Below are 14,922 nucleotides of genomic sequence, written 5' to 3' on the forward strand. Positions count from 1 at the left end.
GGGCCCCCTCCATTCGCTTCTCCGCCCGCGCGGCGCAGGAGCGCGGGTGTCGCCGTCCACCGCGGCCCGGCGGCCGCGCGTGCGGCGCTCATGCGGCGACCGCCGTGCGGGCCGCCAGGACCTCGGCGTAGTGGTCGATGAGCTGGTCGCCGATCGCCTCCCAGGTACGGCCCTCGACCGCCTCCCGGCCGGCGCGGCCCAGCGCCGCGCGCAGCTTCGCGTCGGCCGCGAGCAGCGAGACGGCGTCGGTCACCTCGGTCGCGTCCCCGGGCGGCACCAGCAGTCCGGTGCGCCCGTGGTCGATGAGGTCCAGCGGGCCGCCCGCCGCGGGCGCGATCACCGGGACACCGCTGGCCTGGGCCTCCTGTACGGTCTGGCAGAAGGTCTCCTGGGGTCCGGTGTGGGCGAAGAGGTCCAGCGAGGCGAAGACGCGGGCCAGGTCGTCGCCGGTGCGACGGCCGAGGAAGCGGGCCCTCGGCATGGCCGCCCGCAGCGCGGGCTCGCTCGGCCCGTCCCCGACCACGACCACCTGGATGCCGGGGAGCTCGCTCAGCGGCGCCAGCAGCTCGACGTTCTTCTCCGGGGCGAGGCGGCCGATGTATCCGACGATCAACTCACCGCCGGGGGCGAACGAGCGGCGCAGCTCCGGGTCGCGGCGCGAGGGGTGGAAGCGCTCGGTGTCGACCCCGCGCGGCCACAGCCGGATCCGCGGCACGCCGTGCTCGTCCAGGTCGCGAGCGGCGGCGGTGGAGGGGGCGAGGGTGCGGTCGGCGGCGGTGTGCACGGCGCGGATCCGCCGCCAGGCCGCGTTCTCGCCCGCGCCGAGGTAGGTGCGGGCGTAGGAGCCCAGGTCGGTCTGGTAGACGGCCAGCGCGGGTATCCGCAGCCGGAGCGCGGCCGTCATCCCGCGCGCGCCCAGGACGAAGGGGCTGGCGAGGTGGACGACATCGCTGCCGTGGGAGGTGATCGCGGCCGCGAGCTTCCGGCTGGGGAGCGCGACCCGCACCTGCGGATAGCCGGGCAGGGGGAGGGACGGGATACGGACGACGGGGTACGGATGCGACCGGTCCATCTCCCCTTGGCTCTCGGGTGGACCGCCGGCCGCGGCGGGCGGTGGGCCTCCGGGGGGACCCGCCGGTGCGATGACCAAGGGGTGATGACCACGGCGGTGGAGGTGGTCCGCGGTCTGGAGCGTGCAGTGAGCGACGCCGTTGATGTCGGGTGGGAAGGATTCAGTCACGATGGCGACACGCATACCGGTGTTGTCGGCGTACGAAGGGTGGCCCCGGCATCGTGAACGTTTCGCGCCGTGGAACGTCCCATGAGCGTTGGCCCTCGCACCCCGAGGGGCCCACTCGGGGCCCCTGGAGGGATCGCCGCGAACCCGAATGAACCCGCTGGAATCGGTGGCCGATCACTCGGCGTGAATGTTTCGCCGCAAGCGCCCTGGTCGGGGCGGTGTGGGGATACGGAGGGTGATGGGCCTCTCACCCACGCCCGGAAGGACGCGCCCGACGCCCTGGGGGTTGCCCGCGTCCGATGCCTTGTGGCCGCCTGCCCCCGGCCAGGTACGTCGGGGGCGGCCGGGGAGGGGTCAGAAGCCCGGAGTCTCGGGTCCGATGCGGCTGCGGACCGCCGTCTGGACCTCGGCCTCCTCCGCCGGATCGGCGGCCAGCCGGCGGAGCTGTTCGACGACGCGGGCGTCGGCGGTGGCGGCGTGGCGGGCGGCGACTTCGCGGGTGCTCTCCTCGCAGTCCCAGAGGCATTCGACCGCGAAGCCCGCCGCGAAGGACGGATCGGTGGCGGCCAGCGCGCGGGCGGCGCGACCGCGGAGGTGGGAGGAGGCCGTCTCCCGGTAGATATGGCGCAGGACGGGCGCGGCGCAGGAGATCGTCAGGCGCCCGGCGCCGTCGACGAGCGTCCACAGGGTCTGGGCGTCCGGGCCCTCGGCCCGGACCGTGCGGCGGAGTGCGGCGAGCACGAGCGGGGTGTCGTACTGACCGCCGCGGCAGGACAGCATCGCGGCCGCCGCGTCCCCGAGCGCGTCGGGGCGGTGGGCCCAGACGCGGGCCCGGTCGAGGGCGGCGATACTGCGCATGCGCTCGAAGGCGGAGAGGGCCGCCTGGGAGACCAGCTGTGAGGCGTCCGGCTCGGTCACGGCGGCCTCGATCAGGTCGAGCACCTCGGGGTCGCCGATCTCCGCGAGGTGCCGCAGCGCCGCGGCGCGGGCGGCGTCGGGGGCCGACGCGGCGGCGGCGAGGAGCTCTGGCCGGTCCTCGGGACCGGCGACGGCGGCCAGACAGCGGGCGGCCGCGTCGGGGCGGCGGGCGTCCGGCTTCAGATCGTGCTCCCGCTGGGCCCACAGCAGGATGTCATGGACGCTCCAGCCGGGGCGCGGCCCCGAGGGCCGCAGCTGGCGCTGCCATCGGTCGAAGGCGCCGCGCTCGGCCGCCGCGCGCACCCGCGGCCCGTGGTCCGGATCGTCGGCCCACAGCCGCCAGGGCCGGGGTTCATAGGCGCCGCGCACCACGGCGGCCAGTTCGGCGTCGCCGTCGGGGGTCCGGGGGAAGTGGGCGAGGATCGCGGGGGCGAGGCCGCGCAGCCCGGTGTCGTCGTCGCGCAGGGCCAGCTCGTCGAGGGCCCATTCCCAGTTGCTGCCGGCCGCGGCGTAGCGGCGCAGCAGTCGCAGCGCGTCGGACCTGCCGTACGCGGCGAGATGGCCGAGGACGGAGAGGGCGAGCCCGGTGCGCTCCTCGTCGTCGTTGACCAGGTCGTCGGGGTGGAACAGATGCTGTTCGATCTCGTCGAGCCCGGCGTCGAGGTCCAGACAGAGCCTGGCGTAATAGAGCGAGCGGTTCTCGACCTGCCAGTCACGGCGGGGGTCGCGCAGCACACAGTGGTGCAGTGCCGCGAGCGCCTCGGCCCGCGGCGCGGCGAGGGCGTGCAGGGTCCCGTCGCCGCGGCCTCGCTGGAGGAGGCCGAGCAGGGTGCCGCTGGGCGCTATGTCTGGATCGAACATGAGGTCAGCATCCGGTGCGGGAGGTTCGCTGGCAACGGGATTTCCGTCGATCGGCATTCTTGCCGATGTCCTGCCGCCGTATGCCTGATGAACGGTGCGGGACTGAGGGACTCCCGAGCGCCGCAGCCTACCCGGAATCGCGCCCTCCGCCGATTCCCGCCCGACATGCACCCGGAAGGCCATCGGCATATGCCGCAAGCACCACCGGATCGGGTATTGCCAAACCGCTTACGGGATGTCGCAGCCTGTGCAAGAGTCGTTACCGGTCCCTCCCTCAAGACCGGCCGCGCCGCGCCCGTATCGGAGAACGTCATGCCGTCCCCCCGCTCCGCGGACCATCCCGCCGTATCGCCTCCCCAACGTGACACGGTGGACGCCCTTATCTCGCAGACCCAGCGGCTCCGCGGCGGGCTCGACGCCGTCCGCCGCGACACCGTCGCGGACCTGGGCGGCACGGATGACGCGCAGGTGCGCTGGCAGCGCGCGCTGTGCGAGCTCGCCGTCCACCAGCTGGACGATCTGGGCCGGCATCTGGACGAGCTGCGCGAGGGACTGCCCGCCGATGTCCCCGGGACGGCCGACCCTTGCGAGGCCGCCGACACGGCCGAGAACGCCGGTCCCGTCGAGACCGTCGAGACCGTCGGTCCGGAGGCCGACGACGCGACGGCGGGGGCCCCGGCCGGGGGCGAGGCCGAAGGTCATGCCCCCACTGGCCGCGGTTCGCTGCTGAGCCGGGTCGGCAGCGCCGAGTGGAACCTCCTCACCGACGAGGTGACCTGGTCCGACGAGCTCTGCCGGATCTTCGGCCGCGACCCCGGGGACGGCGGGCTCACCCTCGACGAGCTGCCCTCCTGGGTCTTCTCCGAGGACCAGCCGATCCTCACCGGGATGGTCACGGACTGTCTGGTGGACGGAAAGCCGATCGACGGCGAGTTCCGTGTGGTGCGCCAGGACGAGATGGTGCGCACCGTCCATATGGCGGGCGAGCCGGTGCTGGACACCGACGGCAGCACCGCCTCCATGTGGGCCGTGCTCCGGGACGTGAGCGAGCTGCGCCGCAGCGAGCGTGCGGTGCGCGAGAGCCGGGACACACTGCGCCACCAGCGGCGGATCGCCCGGACCGAGCGCCGGCTGGCGGTGGAGGTGCAGGAGGCCGTGCTGCCGCCGTGGCGCGGCTCCCTCCGGCTCCCGGCCCGCGACGGCTTCCCGGGCGCCGGTCCCGCGCCCGACGGCGCCGCCCTCGAACTCGCCGCCCACTACCTCCCCTCCGAGTCCAGCGCCCAGATCGGCGGCGACTGGTACGACGCGCTCGAACTCCCCGACGGCCACACCCTGCTGAGCGTCGGCGGCCTCACCGGCCACGGGGTGACCGCCACTTGCGGCATGGCCATGCTGCTGGGCGCCGTGCGCGGGATGGCGGTGGCCGGGATCGAGCCGGGCGCGCTGATGGGCCGGCTCAACCAGTTGCTCGCCGTCTCCTCCCAGCCCGCCCTGGTCGGCGCCGTCTGCGCGCGGTACGACCCGCGCACCCGCACCCTGGCGTGGGCGCAGGCCGGACACCCCGCCCCGCTGTTGTTCCGCGACGGGACGGGGCGCCCGCTGCGCTCTCCCGACGGCGTGCTGCTCGGCGCCACGACGGGCGCCGCGTACACCCAGTGCGAGGAGCGGCTGGAGCCGGGCGATCTGCTGGTGCTGCACACCGGACGGCTCGCCAGGGACGCCGAGGGCGCCACCGAGCGGCTGCTCGCGCTCGCGCCACGGCTGACCGCCGCCCATGGCGCACAGGAGTGCGTACGGACGGTGGCCGAGGCGTTCGGCGACGAGCCGCGCGAGAACGACGCCTGTGTGCTGATCGCCAGGGTCACCGGCACCCGCGCATGACGCGGCGCCCCGCGTCGGCGTGACGCGGTGAAGGGCCCTCGTTGGGCGTTGACCCCGCGTGAGACGTCGGCTCCCCGTGAGGCGTTGACCCCGCGTAGGGCGTCGGCCCTTCGTACGGCGTCGACCCCGCGTAAGGCGTTGACCCCGCGTGCTGCCCCTCGTCATGCCCTTCGTACGGCGTGGCCCGGTCGCTAGACGGCCGCGCCCTTGGCGATGGAGCCGGGCCCTTTCAGCCCCGTGCCGCCCTTCCCCGCGCCTCCTCTCGGCATCACCTGCTGGATCTCCTCGCGCAGCTCCCGGATGGCCGGTGACGTGCTGTACCGCCCGGTGAGCCGGTACATCTCGCGCAGCCGGTCCCAGGTGCGGTGCGAGGAGTTCTGCTCGATCGTCAGCAGCGCCATCCGGGCATAGCGGTCGGCCTGCTCGGGATCGTCGCCGATGAAACAGGCCGAGGCGATGGAGATGTGGTCGAAGATCTGGGACCGCTGGCGCCCGCCCTCCCGCATCCGCAGCGCCTTCTTGGCATGGCTCTGGGCGATCCCCGCCGCCCCCGGCTCATGCTCCGCCAGGGTGCGGTAGACCAGCCCCTGCATGCCGTGCAGATCGGCCTCGTTGAACAGCTGCATCCAGCTCGGCGCCGGTCCGTCGTCCCGGTCCGAGACGAACAGCTCCTCCGCCTCGCCCAGGGCGCGCCGCACCGCCTGGCCATTGCCCTTGGACGCCTGCGCCCATGCCTCGATGGTGCAGAACATGGACCGGGTGCGCGGCAGCGCGGCCTCGCCCGCACCGGACTTGGCCAGTCGCATCAGCTCCAGGGCGTCGTCCGGGCGGCCGAGGTGCACCATCTGCCGGGCGGCCCGGGAGAGCGCCTCGCTCGCCCGGGGCCGGTCGCCGCCCTCGCGGGCCGCGTGAGCGGCGATGACGAAGTACTTCTGGGCGGTCGGCTCCAGGCCGACGTCATGGGACATCCAGCCGGCGAGGACGGCCAGATTGGCCGCCACCCCCCACAGTCTGCGCTGGAGGTGCTCGGGGTGGCGATAGGCGAGCATGCCGCCCACCTCGTTGAGCTGGCCCACCACGGCCTTGCGCTGGAGCCCGCCGCCGCGGGCCGCGTCCCAGGCGCGGAAGACCTCGACCGAGGTCTCCAGGGCGTCGATCTCCTGGGAGCCCACGGGGGCGGCCTCGTAGCGGTCGAAGCCCACGGGCTCGACGGAGAGGGGATTGTCGGTACGGGGCGCGTCGGTGGCGAGGGTGGGGTCGGAGAGCAGAAAGTCGCTCATGGCACCGGTGATGGCGGATCCCGCGGCGAGCGCGGCACCCGCACCCACCAAGCCGCGTCGGTTGAACATAAGGTCCATTCCCGTGAATTCGGTGAGGACCGCGGCCGTGGACTCGGGCGGCCAGAGCAGCCCGTCGCCGGACTGCCCCTTTCCCGCGCGCCCCCCTCGTCCGAACCCGAGATCCTCAATGGTCACGACTCGACCGAGGCGCTCGGTGAACAGGGCCGCCAGCACCTTGGGCACGGGATCGCGCGGCGTCTCGCCGGTGTCGATCCAACGCCGCACCCGCGAGGTGTCGGTCGCCAGCTGCGGATGGCCCATGGCCGCCGCCTTCCGGTTCACGAGCCTCGCGAGCTCCCCCTTGGACCAGCCGGCGAGGCCGAACAGGTCCGCAAGACGGGTGTTGGGTTCCCTCGTCACGTCAAGCCCCCAGGTTCCTCGGCTGACTTGACAGTAACGGTCCCGTCACGAGCCGTGCGACTATTCGCCAGGGTTCGCCAGGGTCCGCCAGATGGTGTGCCACCCGTACAGGGGTGTGATGTAGGAGCGCGTTACCCGGCCCGGTGGCGGCTCGAGTTCGACCGAACCGCATTCCCCAGGGTGCGGCCCCGCCCCGGGGCCGGGTGCGTACGCAATTCGTCGGCACACGAAGGGATCTGTCTCGCCCATGTACGCAGCGTCGTCCTCCGTGTCCGCCCCGCCCCGGCCGTACCGGCGGCAGCTGCCCGGCAATGGGCCGTACCTCGATCCCGCCCCCGGCGGCCGGGCCCGGCGGACCGCCGCCCTCGGCACCGTGCCGCCCCGCGGGAGACTCGACTTGTCCGGTCCACAGGGTGCGCAGCTGCGCACCGCGATCACCTCGGTCCACCGCATCTGTCCGGAGTTCAACCCGGTGCAGGTGCTGCGGCGCAGCGGCCGGTCCGTGCTCCTGATCGGGGCGACCGGGCGCAGCACCGCGGTGGCCAAGTGCCTGCTGGACCACTCCCCCGCGTGGGCCGAGCGGTTCCGCCGGGAAATAGCGATGTACCGGGCGTTCGTCCGCCAGCGCCCACCGGTGCGGGTGCCCCGGCTGATCGCCGCGGACCCGGACAACTGCACGCTGGTCATCGAGCGGATGCCCGGGCGGATCGCGGCCGCGCAGCGCCACCCCACCGAGCCCCCGCCGCGTGCCGATCTGGGCGCGGTGCTGGGCGCGATCCGCCGGGTCAACCAATGGCGGCCGCCCGCCGATCTGTTCGACGCCCCCATCGACTACGCCGCCCGGCTGGCCCGCTATCACGAGCTCGGGCTGCTGACCGACCGGGACATGGGCGATCTACAGAAGCTGCTGCGCGGTGTCTCACACGCCTGCGGGCGGCAGACCCCGGTGCAGTTCTGCCACGGCGACGCCCTGTTGAACAACGTTCTGCTGTCCCCCGCGGGTCCGGTGCTCCTCGACTGGGACCACGCGGGCTGGTATCTGCCCGGCTATGACCTCGCCACGCTGTGGACGGTGCTGGGCGACGCCCCCGTCACCCGGCGCCAGATCAGCCAGTTGGCGCAGGCCGCCGGTCCGGCCGCGCGGGACTCCTTCCTGGTGAATCTGATGCTGGTGCTGACGCGGGAGATCCGGCAGTACGAGACCGCGGTGCAGCGCACCATGCACGATCCCGCCCCCGTGGTGCCGGGCGCGGTGCCGGCCGGTGAGGAGCAGCGGCTGCTGCTGCGCCGGCTGCACGACGACTGCGCGCTGGCCCGGCGCGCGGTGCGGGCTGCGGTCGGCACCCGCTGAGCGGAGGCGGGGTGGCGGCCGCCTGGCGCGTCACCGGTCTGGACCGGTGACGCGCCGCAGGCGGGTGGACATGCGAACGTCCGTCCGGGTGACGGCGATTGACGCCACGCCTGGCAGCGCATATCTCTAAGTGGCTCGGCTCGGCCCGGCCCGCTTGAGGAGGCTGCAATGCCAGGATCCGCACAGGACAGCGCCCACGACGCGCACGGAAACCCGTCCGGCCCCACCCGGAGAGCCACGCTGCGGACCGCGGGAGCCGCGGCGTCCGCCGCCGTTCTGCTCCCACTGGCCTCCGCCACCCCCGCCGCCCATGCCGATCAGCGCCGGGCCGATGCACCTGGTGCCGACGGCGGAGCCCTGCGGCGCGCCTTCGCGGCCGCTGCCGCCGAGTACGGCGTTCCGCTGAGCGTGCTCCTGGGCGTGTCATATCTCCAGTCGCGCTGGGACGGCCATGGTGGCGCGCCCAGCGTCACCGGTGGCTACGGCCCCATGCACCTCACCGACGCCCACACCGCCCTGCTCACCGCCCCGCACCACAGCCAGGGCACCGAGGACGCGCGCGGCGATCTGGCCCGGCCGCTGAGGGTTCCCAAGGCCGCCGTTCCCCAGCCCCGGCAGCTGCCCGCACGGCTGCGCACCCTCAGCCGCGCCGCGGACCTCACCGGGCTGTCCGCGGAGGCGCTGCGCGGCGATCAGAGCGCCAATGTGCTCGGTGGCGCGGCGCTGCTGGCCGCCGCCCAGAAGCGGCTGGGGCTGCCGCCGAGCGAGGACCCCGCCGACTGGTACGCGGCGGTGGCGGCCTACTCCGGTGCCGATGACGCCGCGGCCGCGGCCTTCTTCGCCGACGAGGTGTACGGGGTGATCCGCGGCGGTGCCGCGCGGACGACAGCCGACGGCGAGCGGGTCTCCCTCGACGCGGCCCCCGATGTCGCCCCGGACACCCGTCAGCTGCGGGCGCTCGGTCTGCCGTCCCGGGCGCGGGATCCGCGGGTCGAGGCCCCCGAGGACGTGTCCTGCGAGTGGATCCCGGCGCCCTACGAGGAGTTCGGGGAGGGCGACTACGGCAACCACGACCTGGGCGACCGCCCCTCCTCGCAGTCCGTCGACTACATCGTCATCCATGACACCGAGGGCTCCTGGGACACCACCATCAAGCTGGTCCAGGACCCCACCTATGTGTCCTGGCAGTACACCCTGCGCTCCTCCGACGGGCATATCGCCCAGCATGTGCCGCTCAAGGACGTCGCCTGGCACGCGGGCAACTGGTACGTCAACGCCAAGTCCATCGGCCTGGAGCACGAGGGGTTCCTGACCGCCCCGGACGCCTGGTACACGGAGGCGATGTACCGCTCCTCGGCGCGGCTGGTGCGCTATCTCGCCAAGCGGTTCGACATCCCGCTGGACCGCCAGCACATCCTCGGCCATGACAATGTGCCGGGCACCACCACCTCCACCATCGCCGGTATGCACACCGACCCCGGCCCCTACTGGGACTGGGCGCACTACTTCACCCTGCTCGGCGCACCCTTCCAGCGCACCGCGGGCTCCTCCGGCGGCCTGGTCACCATCCGCCCCGACTACGACACCAACCGGCCCCTCTACACCGACTGCGAGACGGCGGGCGAGGCCTGCGCCCCGCACGGCTCGTCCGCGGTGCGGCTGCACACCGCGCCGAGCGCGGACGCCCCGCTGGTCAAGGACATCGGGCTGCGCCCGGACGGCTCGGACTCCACGACCGGGGTGAACGACACCGGCGCCCGCGCCACCACCGGGCAGCAGTTCGCGGTCGCGGGCCACGAGGGCGACTGGACGGCGATCTGGTACCTCGGCCAGCGGGTCTGGTTCCAGAACCCCAAGCGGCGGCCGACGGCGGTGAGCGCCAAGGGGCTCGTGGTGACGCCCAAGGCCGGGGCCGCGGAGGTTCCGGTGTACGGCCGCGCCTATCCGGAGAAGGAGGCGTATCCGGAGGGTGTGCCGGTGCAGGCGGTCTCGCCGCTGCCGTACAAGCTGCTCGCCGGGCAGTCCTATCCGCTGGGGCTCAGGGTGCGGGGCGAGTATCTGTGGGCGACCACCTTCGATCCGGCCGGTCACAAGGTGGTGCGCGGCCAGGATGTGTACTACCAGATCCAGTTCGGACACCGGGTGGCGTTCGTCCGGGCCGCCGATGTGACGGTCCGGCGCTCGGGGAAGTGAGCCTGATGGGCCGTCAGCCCGCCGCATAGCGGGCGGCCGGGGGCCGTGAGCGACCGTACGGTCGCTCACGGCCCCCGGCGAAGGTCTCCCCTGCGAAGGTCTCCCGGCGAAGGTCTTTCAGCGCTGCTGGAACATCTCCGCGGGCAGCGGCTTGAGCAGCCGGTACAGATCGTCGGTGATCGGCCGGTCCCAGCTGGCGATGGTGACGAGCACGCCGTCGCTGCGGTCGAACTGGGCGCAGGAGATCCGGCCCTCGGAGAGCTTGATCCGGCGGACGATGAGCAGATTGTCCTCGTGCATGACCGGGTTGTCCTCGGTGTCCACCACCTGAACCGGCTCATCGTTCCCCAGCGCCGCCAGCAGCTGGGTCACCTCGAACGGCGGCTGGCCCTCGGCCACCTCCCGGGCCGGTGAGCCCTCGGGCAGATTGCCGATGATCATCGCCGGGCCGCGGCCGCCGAACAGGTCGTAGCGCAGGAAGACGCCCTGGCAGGTGCCGTCCGGGGCGGGCAGCAGCCCCGCCCCGAGGTCGCCGGGCCAGTCTCCCGGATCCATGGCGAGGACGTCGAAGTCCGGCCCGGTGGGCGTGGCGGCGCTGCGGCGGCGGAGGAAGGACATGCGGACATGGTACGTGGCCGCGCACCGGTTGCCGTGCCGGGGAGCGGCCGGGCCGCACCCCTCATCCGGGGTCGGGCGCCGGTCGCTGCGGAAGGCCGACCATGGGGGTGATGAGCCGCTTGGCCAGCCCGGCCCGGTCGGTGCCGACCTTACGGTAGACATCGGACAGCAGCCGGGCGACCTCGCGCTCCTCGAGCCCCGTGGCCTCACCGATCCGGGCGTCCGACCAGCCCTCGGCGGCCCGCTCGGCGATGACCTGCTCCTGCGAGGTCAGCGGGCTGGTGTGATCGATGCGCAGCTGCATGGGGCGCAGCCCGGCGGCGGACAGCTCGTCGCGGGCCCGGGCCGCGAGCGCGTCGGCACCGCAGCGCACCGCTCCCTCCAGACCGCGGTAGAGCCGGTCGCCGGCCTCCTGGGGCAGGCCGATGCGGCGCAGCGCGGCGCCGTGCTCGACCAGCGCCACGGCCAGGTCGTACGCGGCCGGTGACCGCATCAGATGGCTGACGGCCTCGGCCAGCAGCTTGATCCGGTCCGGCCCCTGGGTCACGGTGGCGGCGGTGTGCAGCGCCTTGCCGATGGCGGAGTGGGTGCCGAACTGACGGGCGCGGCGCACCGCGTCATCGGCGACCTCGACGGCCTGCCGGGGATCGGTCAGCGCGAGGGCCTGGGCGAGGTGGAGCTGCCAGGGGCACCAGGCGGGGTTGCGCATACCGCGCCCGTCCATGCGGCGGCCGACCTCGGTGAGCTGGCTCCGGGCCTCGCGGTGGAGGTTGGCGGCCAGCAGCAGCTCACCGCGGACCGATGGGACATCGGGGCAGAGCGTGGCCTGCGGCAGCGTCTCACCGCGGTGGCGGGCCGCGAACTCCTGAGCCTCCTGGACCCGGCCCCGGCAGATCAGCGTTCCGATGAGGGTGCCGACCGCGGTCCAGTGCGCGGGTGTCGAGGAACCCACCAGATCGGCGATCCGCATCCCCTCACGGGCCAGCTCCTCCGCCTCGCCGAGGGCCCCGCGGCGCAGCCGGGCGTAGCCGAGGAGGGTGAATCCGAACGCCAGGTGGGAGCCGCGCCAGCCCTTGCGCTCGCATTCGGCGATGCCCTTGTTGAACAGCTCCTCGGCGCGTCCGGGCTGGTCGCAGTGGAGGAAGACCAGGGCGACCAGGATGGGCACCTCGAAGCCCCAGTCGTCATCGGTCCAGCTGAGGCCGTCGCCGAGGGCTTCCTCCGCGTAGTGCAGGGTGGTGGCGACCGGTTCTCCGCGCGTCATCGCGTCCCAGGCGCGCAGCCCCATCAGATAGCGCTCGGCCATGCCGCGGCCGGTGAGGTGGTCCGCGAGCCGGGCGAGCCGCCGGGAGCGGGCGGGCGACTCCTTCTCGTCGGCGCGGAACATGTTCCACATCAGCTGCTCGGTCTGCATCCGCAGCCGGGTGCGGGCGCTGGTGGCCCGCCCGACCTCGTCGGCGAAGACCTGGGCGGCCTCCTCCATCCGGCCGCTGTGGCCGTACGCCTGGGCGAGCCGGTAGGTGATCGCCTCGCGCAGCTCGGGGCCGAGCGCGGGCTCCTCGAGCGCGGCCCGCAGATGGTTGACGGTGACGTCGGGCTCGGTGAGCTGGGCGGCGCAGCCCAGTTCGTACAGCACGGCGGCGCGCTCCTCCAGGGCGGGCGGTTCGCGCAGGGCGCGGCTGCGGGACAAGGGCAACACCGTGCTCGTGGTGGAGCACAAACCGGAGACCATCGCCATCGCCGACCATGTCGTGGACCTCGGCCCCGGCGCCGGCACGGCGGGCGGCACCGTGTGCTTCGAGGGCACCGTCGAGGGGCTGCGGGCGAGCGGCGGCGTCACCGGCCGCCATCTCGACGACCGGGCCACGCTGAAGGAGACGGTCCGCAAGGCCACGGGGCAACTGGAGATCCGCGGCGCGTCCGCGAACAACCTGCGGGACGTCGACGTCGACATCCCGCTCGGGGTGCTCTGCGTCATCACCGGCGTCGCGGGCTCCGGCAAGAGCTCGCTCGTCCACGGCTCCATCCCGGCCCCGGAGGGTGTGGTCTCGGTGGACCAGACCCCGATCCGCGGCTCGCGCCGGAGCAACCCGGCCACGTACACCGGCCTGCTGGACCCGATCCGCAAGGCGTTCGCGAAGGCCAACGGCGTCAAGCCGGCCCTGTTCAGCGCCAACTCCGAGGGCGCCTGCCCCACCTGCAACGGCGCCGGTGTCATCTACACGGACCTGGCGATCATGCAGAGCGTGGCCACCGCCTGCGAGGACTGCGAGGGCAAGCGGTTCAGCGCCTCGGTGCTCGAGTACCACCTGGGCGGCCGTGACATCAGCGAGGTGCTGGCGATGCCGGTGACCGAGGCCGAGGAGTTCTTCGGCAGCGGCGAGGCGCGCACCCCGGCGGCCCACAAGATCCTTCAGCGGATGACGGACGTCGGACTCGGCTACCTCACCCTCGGCCAGCCGCTCACCACGCTGTCCGGTGGCGAGCGGCAGCGGCTCAAGCTGGCCGTGCACATGGCCGACAAGGGCGGGGTCTACGTCCTCGACGAGCCGACCACCGGACTGCACCTCGCCGATGTCGAGCAGCTGCTCGGGCTGCTGGACCGGCTCGTGGACTCCGGCAAGTCGGTCATCGTCATCGAGCACCACCAGGCCGTCATGGCGCACGCCGACTGGATCGTCGACCTCGGCCCCGGCGCCGGTCACGACGGTGGCCGCGTCGTCTTCGAGGGCACCCCGGCCGACCTGGTGGCCGCCCGGTCCACCCTCACCGGTGAGCACCTCGCGGAGTACGTCGGCGGCTGACCGGGGCCGTCTCCACCGGCACCGGGACCCTCGCGGGAAGCGCCGCCGGGCGGCGGCTCAGCGGCGCACCCGTGGCATCCCCAGCCCGATCCAGGAGATGATCTCCCGCTGGACCTCGTTGTTGCCGCCGCCGAAGGTGAAGACGACGCTGCTGCGGTAGCCGCGCTCCAGCTCGCCGTGGAGGACCTCGCCCGCCGAGCCCTCCTTGAGCGGGCCGGCGGCGCCGACGATCTCCATCAGCCAGGCGTAGGCGTCACGGCGCGCCTCGGAGCCGTAGACCTTGACGGCTGAGGCGTCCTGCGGGGTGAGGGCCTCGCGCTCGAGGGCCTCCACCATCTGCCAGTTGAGCAGCTTCATGGCGTCCAGCCGGGCGTGGGTGCGGGCCAGCCGGGCGCGCACCCAGCCCAGGTCGATCACCCGGCGGCCGTCGGGGAGCTTGGTGTCGGCGGCCCACTGGCGGACGCCGCGCAGGGCGCGGATGGCCATGGTGCCGTGGGCGGCGAGGGTGACCCGCTCGTAGTTGAGCTGGGTGGTGATCATGCGCCAGCCCTCGTTCTCGGCGCCGACGCGGCGGGTGGCCGGGACACGGATGTTCTCGTAGTAGCTGGCGGTGGTGTCGTGGGAGGCGAGGGTCTTGATGAGGGTGGCGGAGTAGCCGGGGTCGTCGGTCGGGACCAGCAGGATGCTGATGCCCTTGTGGGGTTTGGCGTCGGGGTCGGTGCGGACCGCGAGCCACACCCAGTCGGCGGTGTCCCCGTTGGTGGTCCAGGTCTTCTGGCCGTTGACGATGTAGTCGTCGCCGTCGCGCACCGCGCGGGTCTTGAGGGAGGCGAGGTCCGTACCGGCGTCGGGCTCGCTGTAGCCGATCGCGAAGTCGATCTCGCCGGAGAGGACCCTGGGCAGGAAGTACGCCTTCTGCTCCTCGGTGCCGAACCGCATGATGGTGGGCCCCACGGTGTTGAGCGCCATCAGCGGCAGCGGCACCCCGGCCTGGGCCGCCTCGTCGAAGAAGATGAACTGCTCGACCGGGCCGAGGCCGCGCCCGCCGTACTCCTCGGGCCAGCCCACCCCCAGCCAGCCGTCGGTGCCGAGCCGGCGGATGGTCTCGCGGTAGAACCGCTTCTGCCCGGTTGAGTCGGCGTAGCGGGCGTAGGCGTCATCGGGGACCAGTTCGGCGAAGTACGCGCGCAGCTCATCGCGCAACCGCCGCTGATCAGGGGTGTATTCGAGGTCCACGGCCCCTCCTGGAGTCTCGCGTGCGCCATGACGGCGGGCTGGGAGCGTCCTGGGATCGAGGGGCACGGTAGAACGTGTTCCAACAATACGGAAGGGCCGTGGACCGGGCCGCTCGGCCCG

At 73.3% G+C, this 14,922-nt stretch carries 9 protein-coding genes and 1 pseudogene; 4 read left to right on the top strand and 6 right to left on the bottom strand.

Going from position 1 to position 14,922, the window contains the following annotated elements; genetic code table 11:
* Positions 1 to 88: 88 nt before the first annotated feature.
* Both ACJX2R_RS07920 and ACJX2R_RS07925 read right to left on the bottom strand, forming a co-directional pair.
* The gene (locus ACJX2R_RS07920) at positions 89 to 1,255 is read right to left on the bottom strand and encodes a glycosyltransferase family 4 protein (protein ID WP_413099435.1); all 1,167 of its coding nucleotides are present in this window, start codon (positions 1,253 to 1,255) and stop codon (positions 89 to 91) included.
* 339 nt (positions 1,256 to 1,594) lie between these two features.
* A complete protein-coding gene (locus tag ACJX2R_RS07925) occupies positions 1,595 to 3,019 on the bottom strand; it encodes a HEAT repeat domain-containing protein (RefSeq protein ID WP_413099436.1) in 1,425 nt (474 codons plus the stop codon).
* Positions 3,020 to 3,331: 312 nt separating this feature from the next.
* Here ACJX2R_RS07925 and ACJX2R_RS07930 point away from each other — a divergent pair, with 312 nt between their 5' ends.
* The gene (locus tag ACJX2R_RS07930) at positions 3,332 to 4,900 is read left to right on the top strand and encodes a PP2C family protein-serine/threonine phosphatase (protein ID WP_413099437.1); all 1,569 of its coding nucleotides are present in this window, start codon (positions 3,332 to 3,334) and stop codon (positions 4,898 to 4,900) included.
* A gap of 191 nt (positions 4,901 to 5,091) precedes the next feature.
* On the opposite strand, the gene ACJX2R_RS07935 is transcribed toward ACJX2R_RS07930, so the two are convergent.
* On the bottom strand, positions 5,092 to 6,600 hold the full coding sequence (locus ACJX2R_RS07935; protein ID WP_413099438.1) for a hypothetical protein: 1,509 nt from the start codon (positions 6,598 to 6,600) through the stop codon (positions 5,092 to 5,094).
* A 247-nt stretch (positions 6,601 to 6,847) separates the two neighbouring features.
* Between ACJX2R_RS07935 and ACJX2R_RS07940 the strand changes: the two genes are divergently transcribed.
* Together ACJX2R_RS07940 and ACJX2R_RS07945 are read left to right on the top strand one after the other, a co-directional pair.
* Positions 6,848 to 7,951, top strand: a complete 1,104-nt coding sequence (locus tag ACJX2R_RS07940; RefSeq protein WP_413099439.1) for an aminoglycoside phosphotransferase family protein — start codon at positions 6,848 to 6,850, stop codon at positions 7,949 to 7,951.
* Positions 7,952 to 8,119: 168 nt separating this feature from the next.
* Positions 8,120 to 10,144, top strand: coding sequence for an N-acetylmuramoyl-L-alanine amidase (locus tag ACJX2R_RS07945; protein ID WP_413099440.1), 2,025 nt, complete (start codon positions 8,120 to 8,122; stop codon positions 10,142 to 10,144).
* Positions 10,145 to 10,261: 117 nt separating this feature from the next.
* Here ACJX2R_RS07945 and ACJX2R_RS07950 read toward each other — a convergent pair whose 3' ends face one another.
* On the bottom strand, positions 10,262 to 10,762 hold the full coding sequence (locus ACJX2R_RS07950; RefSeq protein WP_413099441.1) for a hypothetical protein: 501 nt from the start codon (positions 10,760 to 10,762) through the stop codon (positions 10,262 to 10,264).
* A gap of 61 nt (positions 10,763 to 10,823) precedes the next feature.
* A complete protein-coding gene (locus tag ACJX2R_RS07955) occupies positions 10,824 to 12,452 on the bottom strand; it encodes a helix-turn-helix transcriptional regulator (protein ID WP_413106180.1) in 1,629 nt (542 codons plus the stop codon).
* On the opposite strand from ACJX2R_RS07955, the pseudogene ACJX2R_RS07960 reads away from it, so the two are divergent.
* Positions 12,439 to 13,566, top strand: a pseudogene (locus ACJX2R_RS07960) (ATP-binding cassette domain-containing protein); the annotation flags it as partial. The gene ACJX2R_RS07955 and the pseudogene ACJX2R_RS07960 overlap by 14 nt on opposite strands.
* 57 nt (positions 13,567 to 13,623) lie before the next feature.
* On the opposite strand, the gene ACJX2R_RS07965 reads toward ACJX2R_RS07960, so the two are convergent.
* Positions 13,624 to 14,802 carry an acyl-CoA dehydrogenase family protein gene (locus tag ACJX2R_RS07965; protein WP_413099442.1) on the bottom strand — a complete coding sequence of 393 codons (1,179 nt, stop codon included), beginning with the start codon at positions 14,800 to 14,802 and terminating at the stop codon, positions 13,624 to 13,626.
* Between the last annotated feature and the right edge of the window lie 120 nt (positions 14,803 to 14,922).

The organism is Streptomyces sp. Inha503 (assembly GCF_047215865.1).
Lineage (GTDB): Bacteria > Actinomycetota > Actinomycetes > Streptomycetales > Streptomycetaceae > Streptomyces > Streptomyces lycopersici.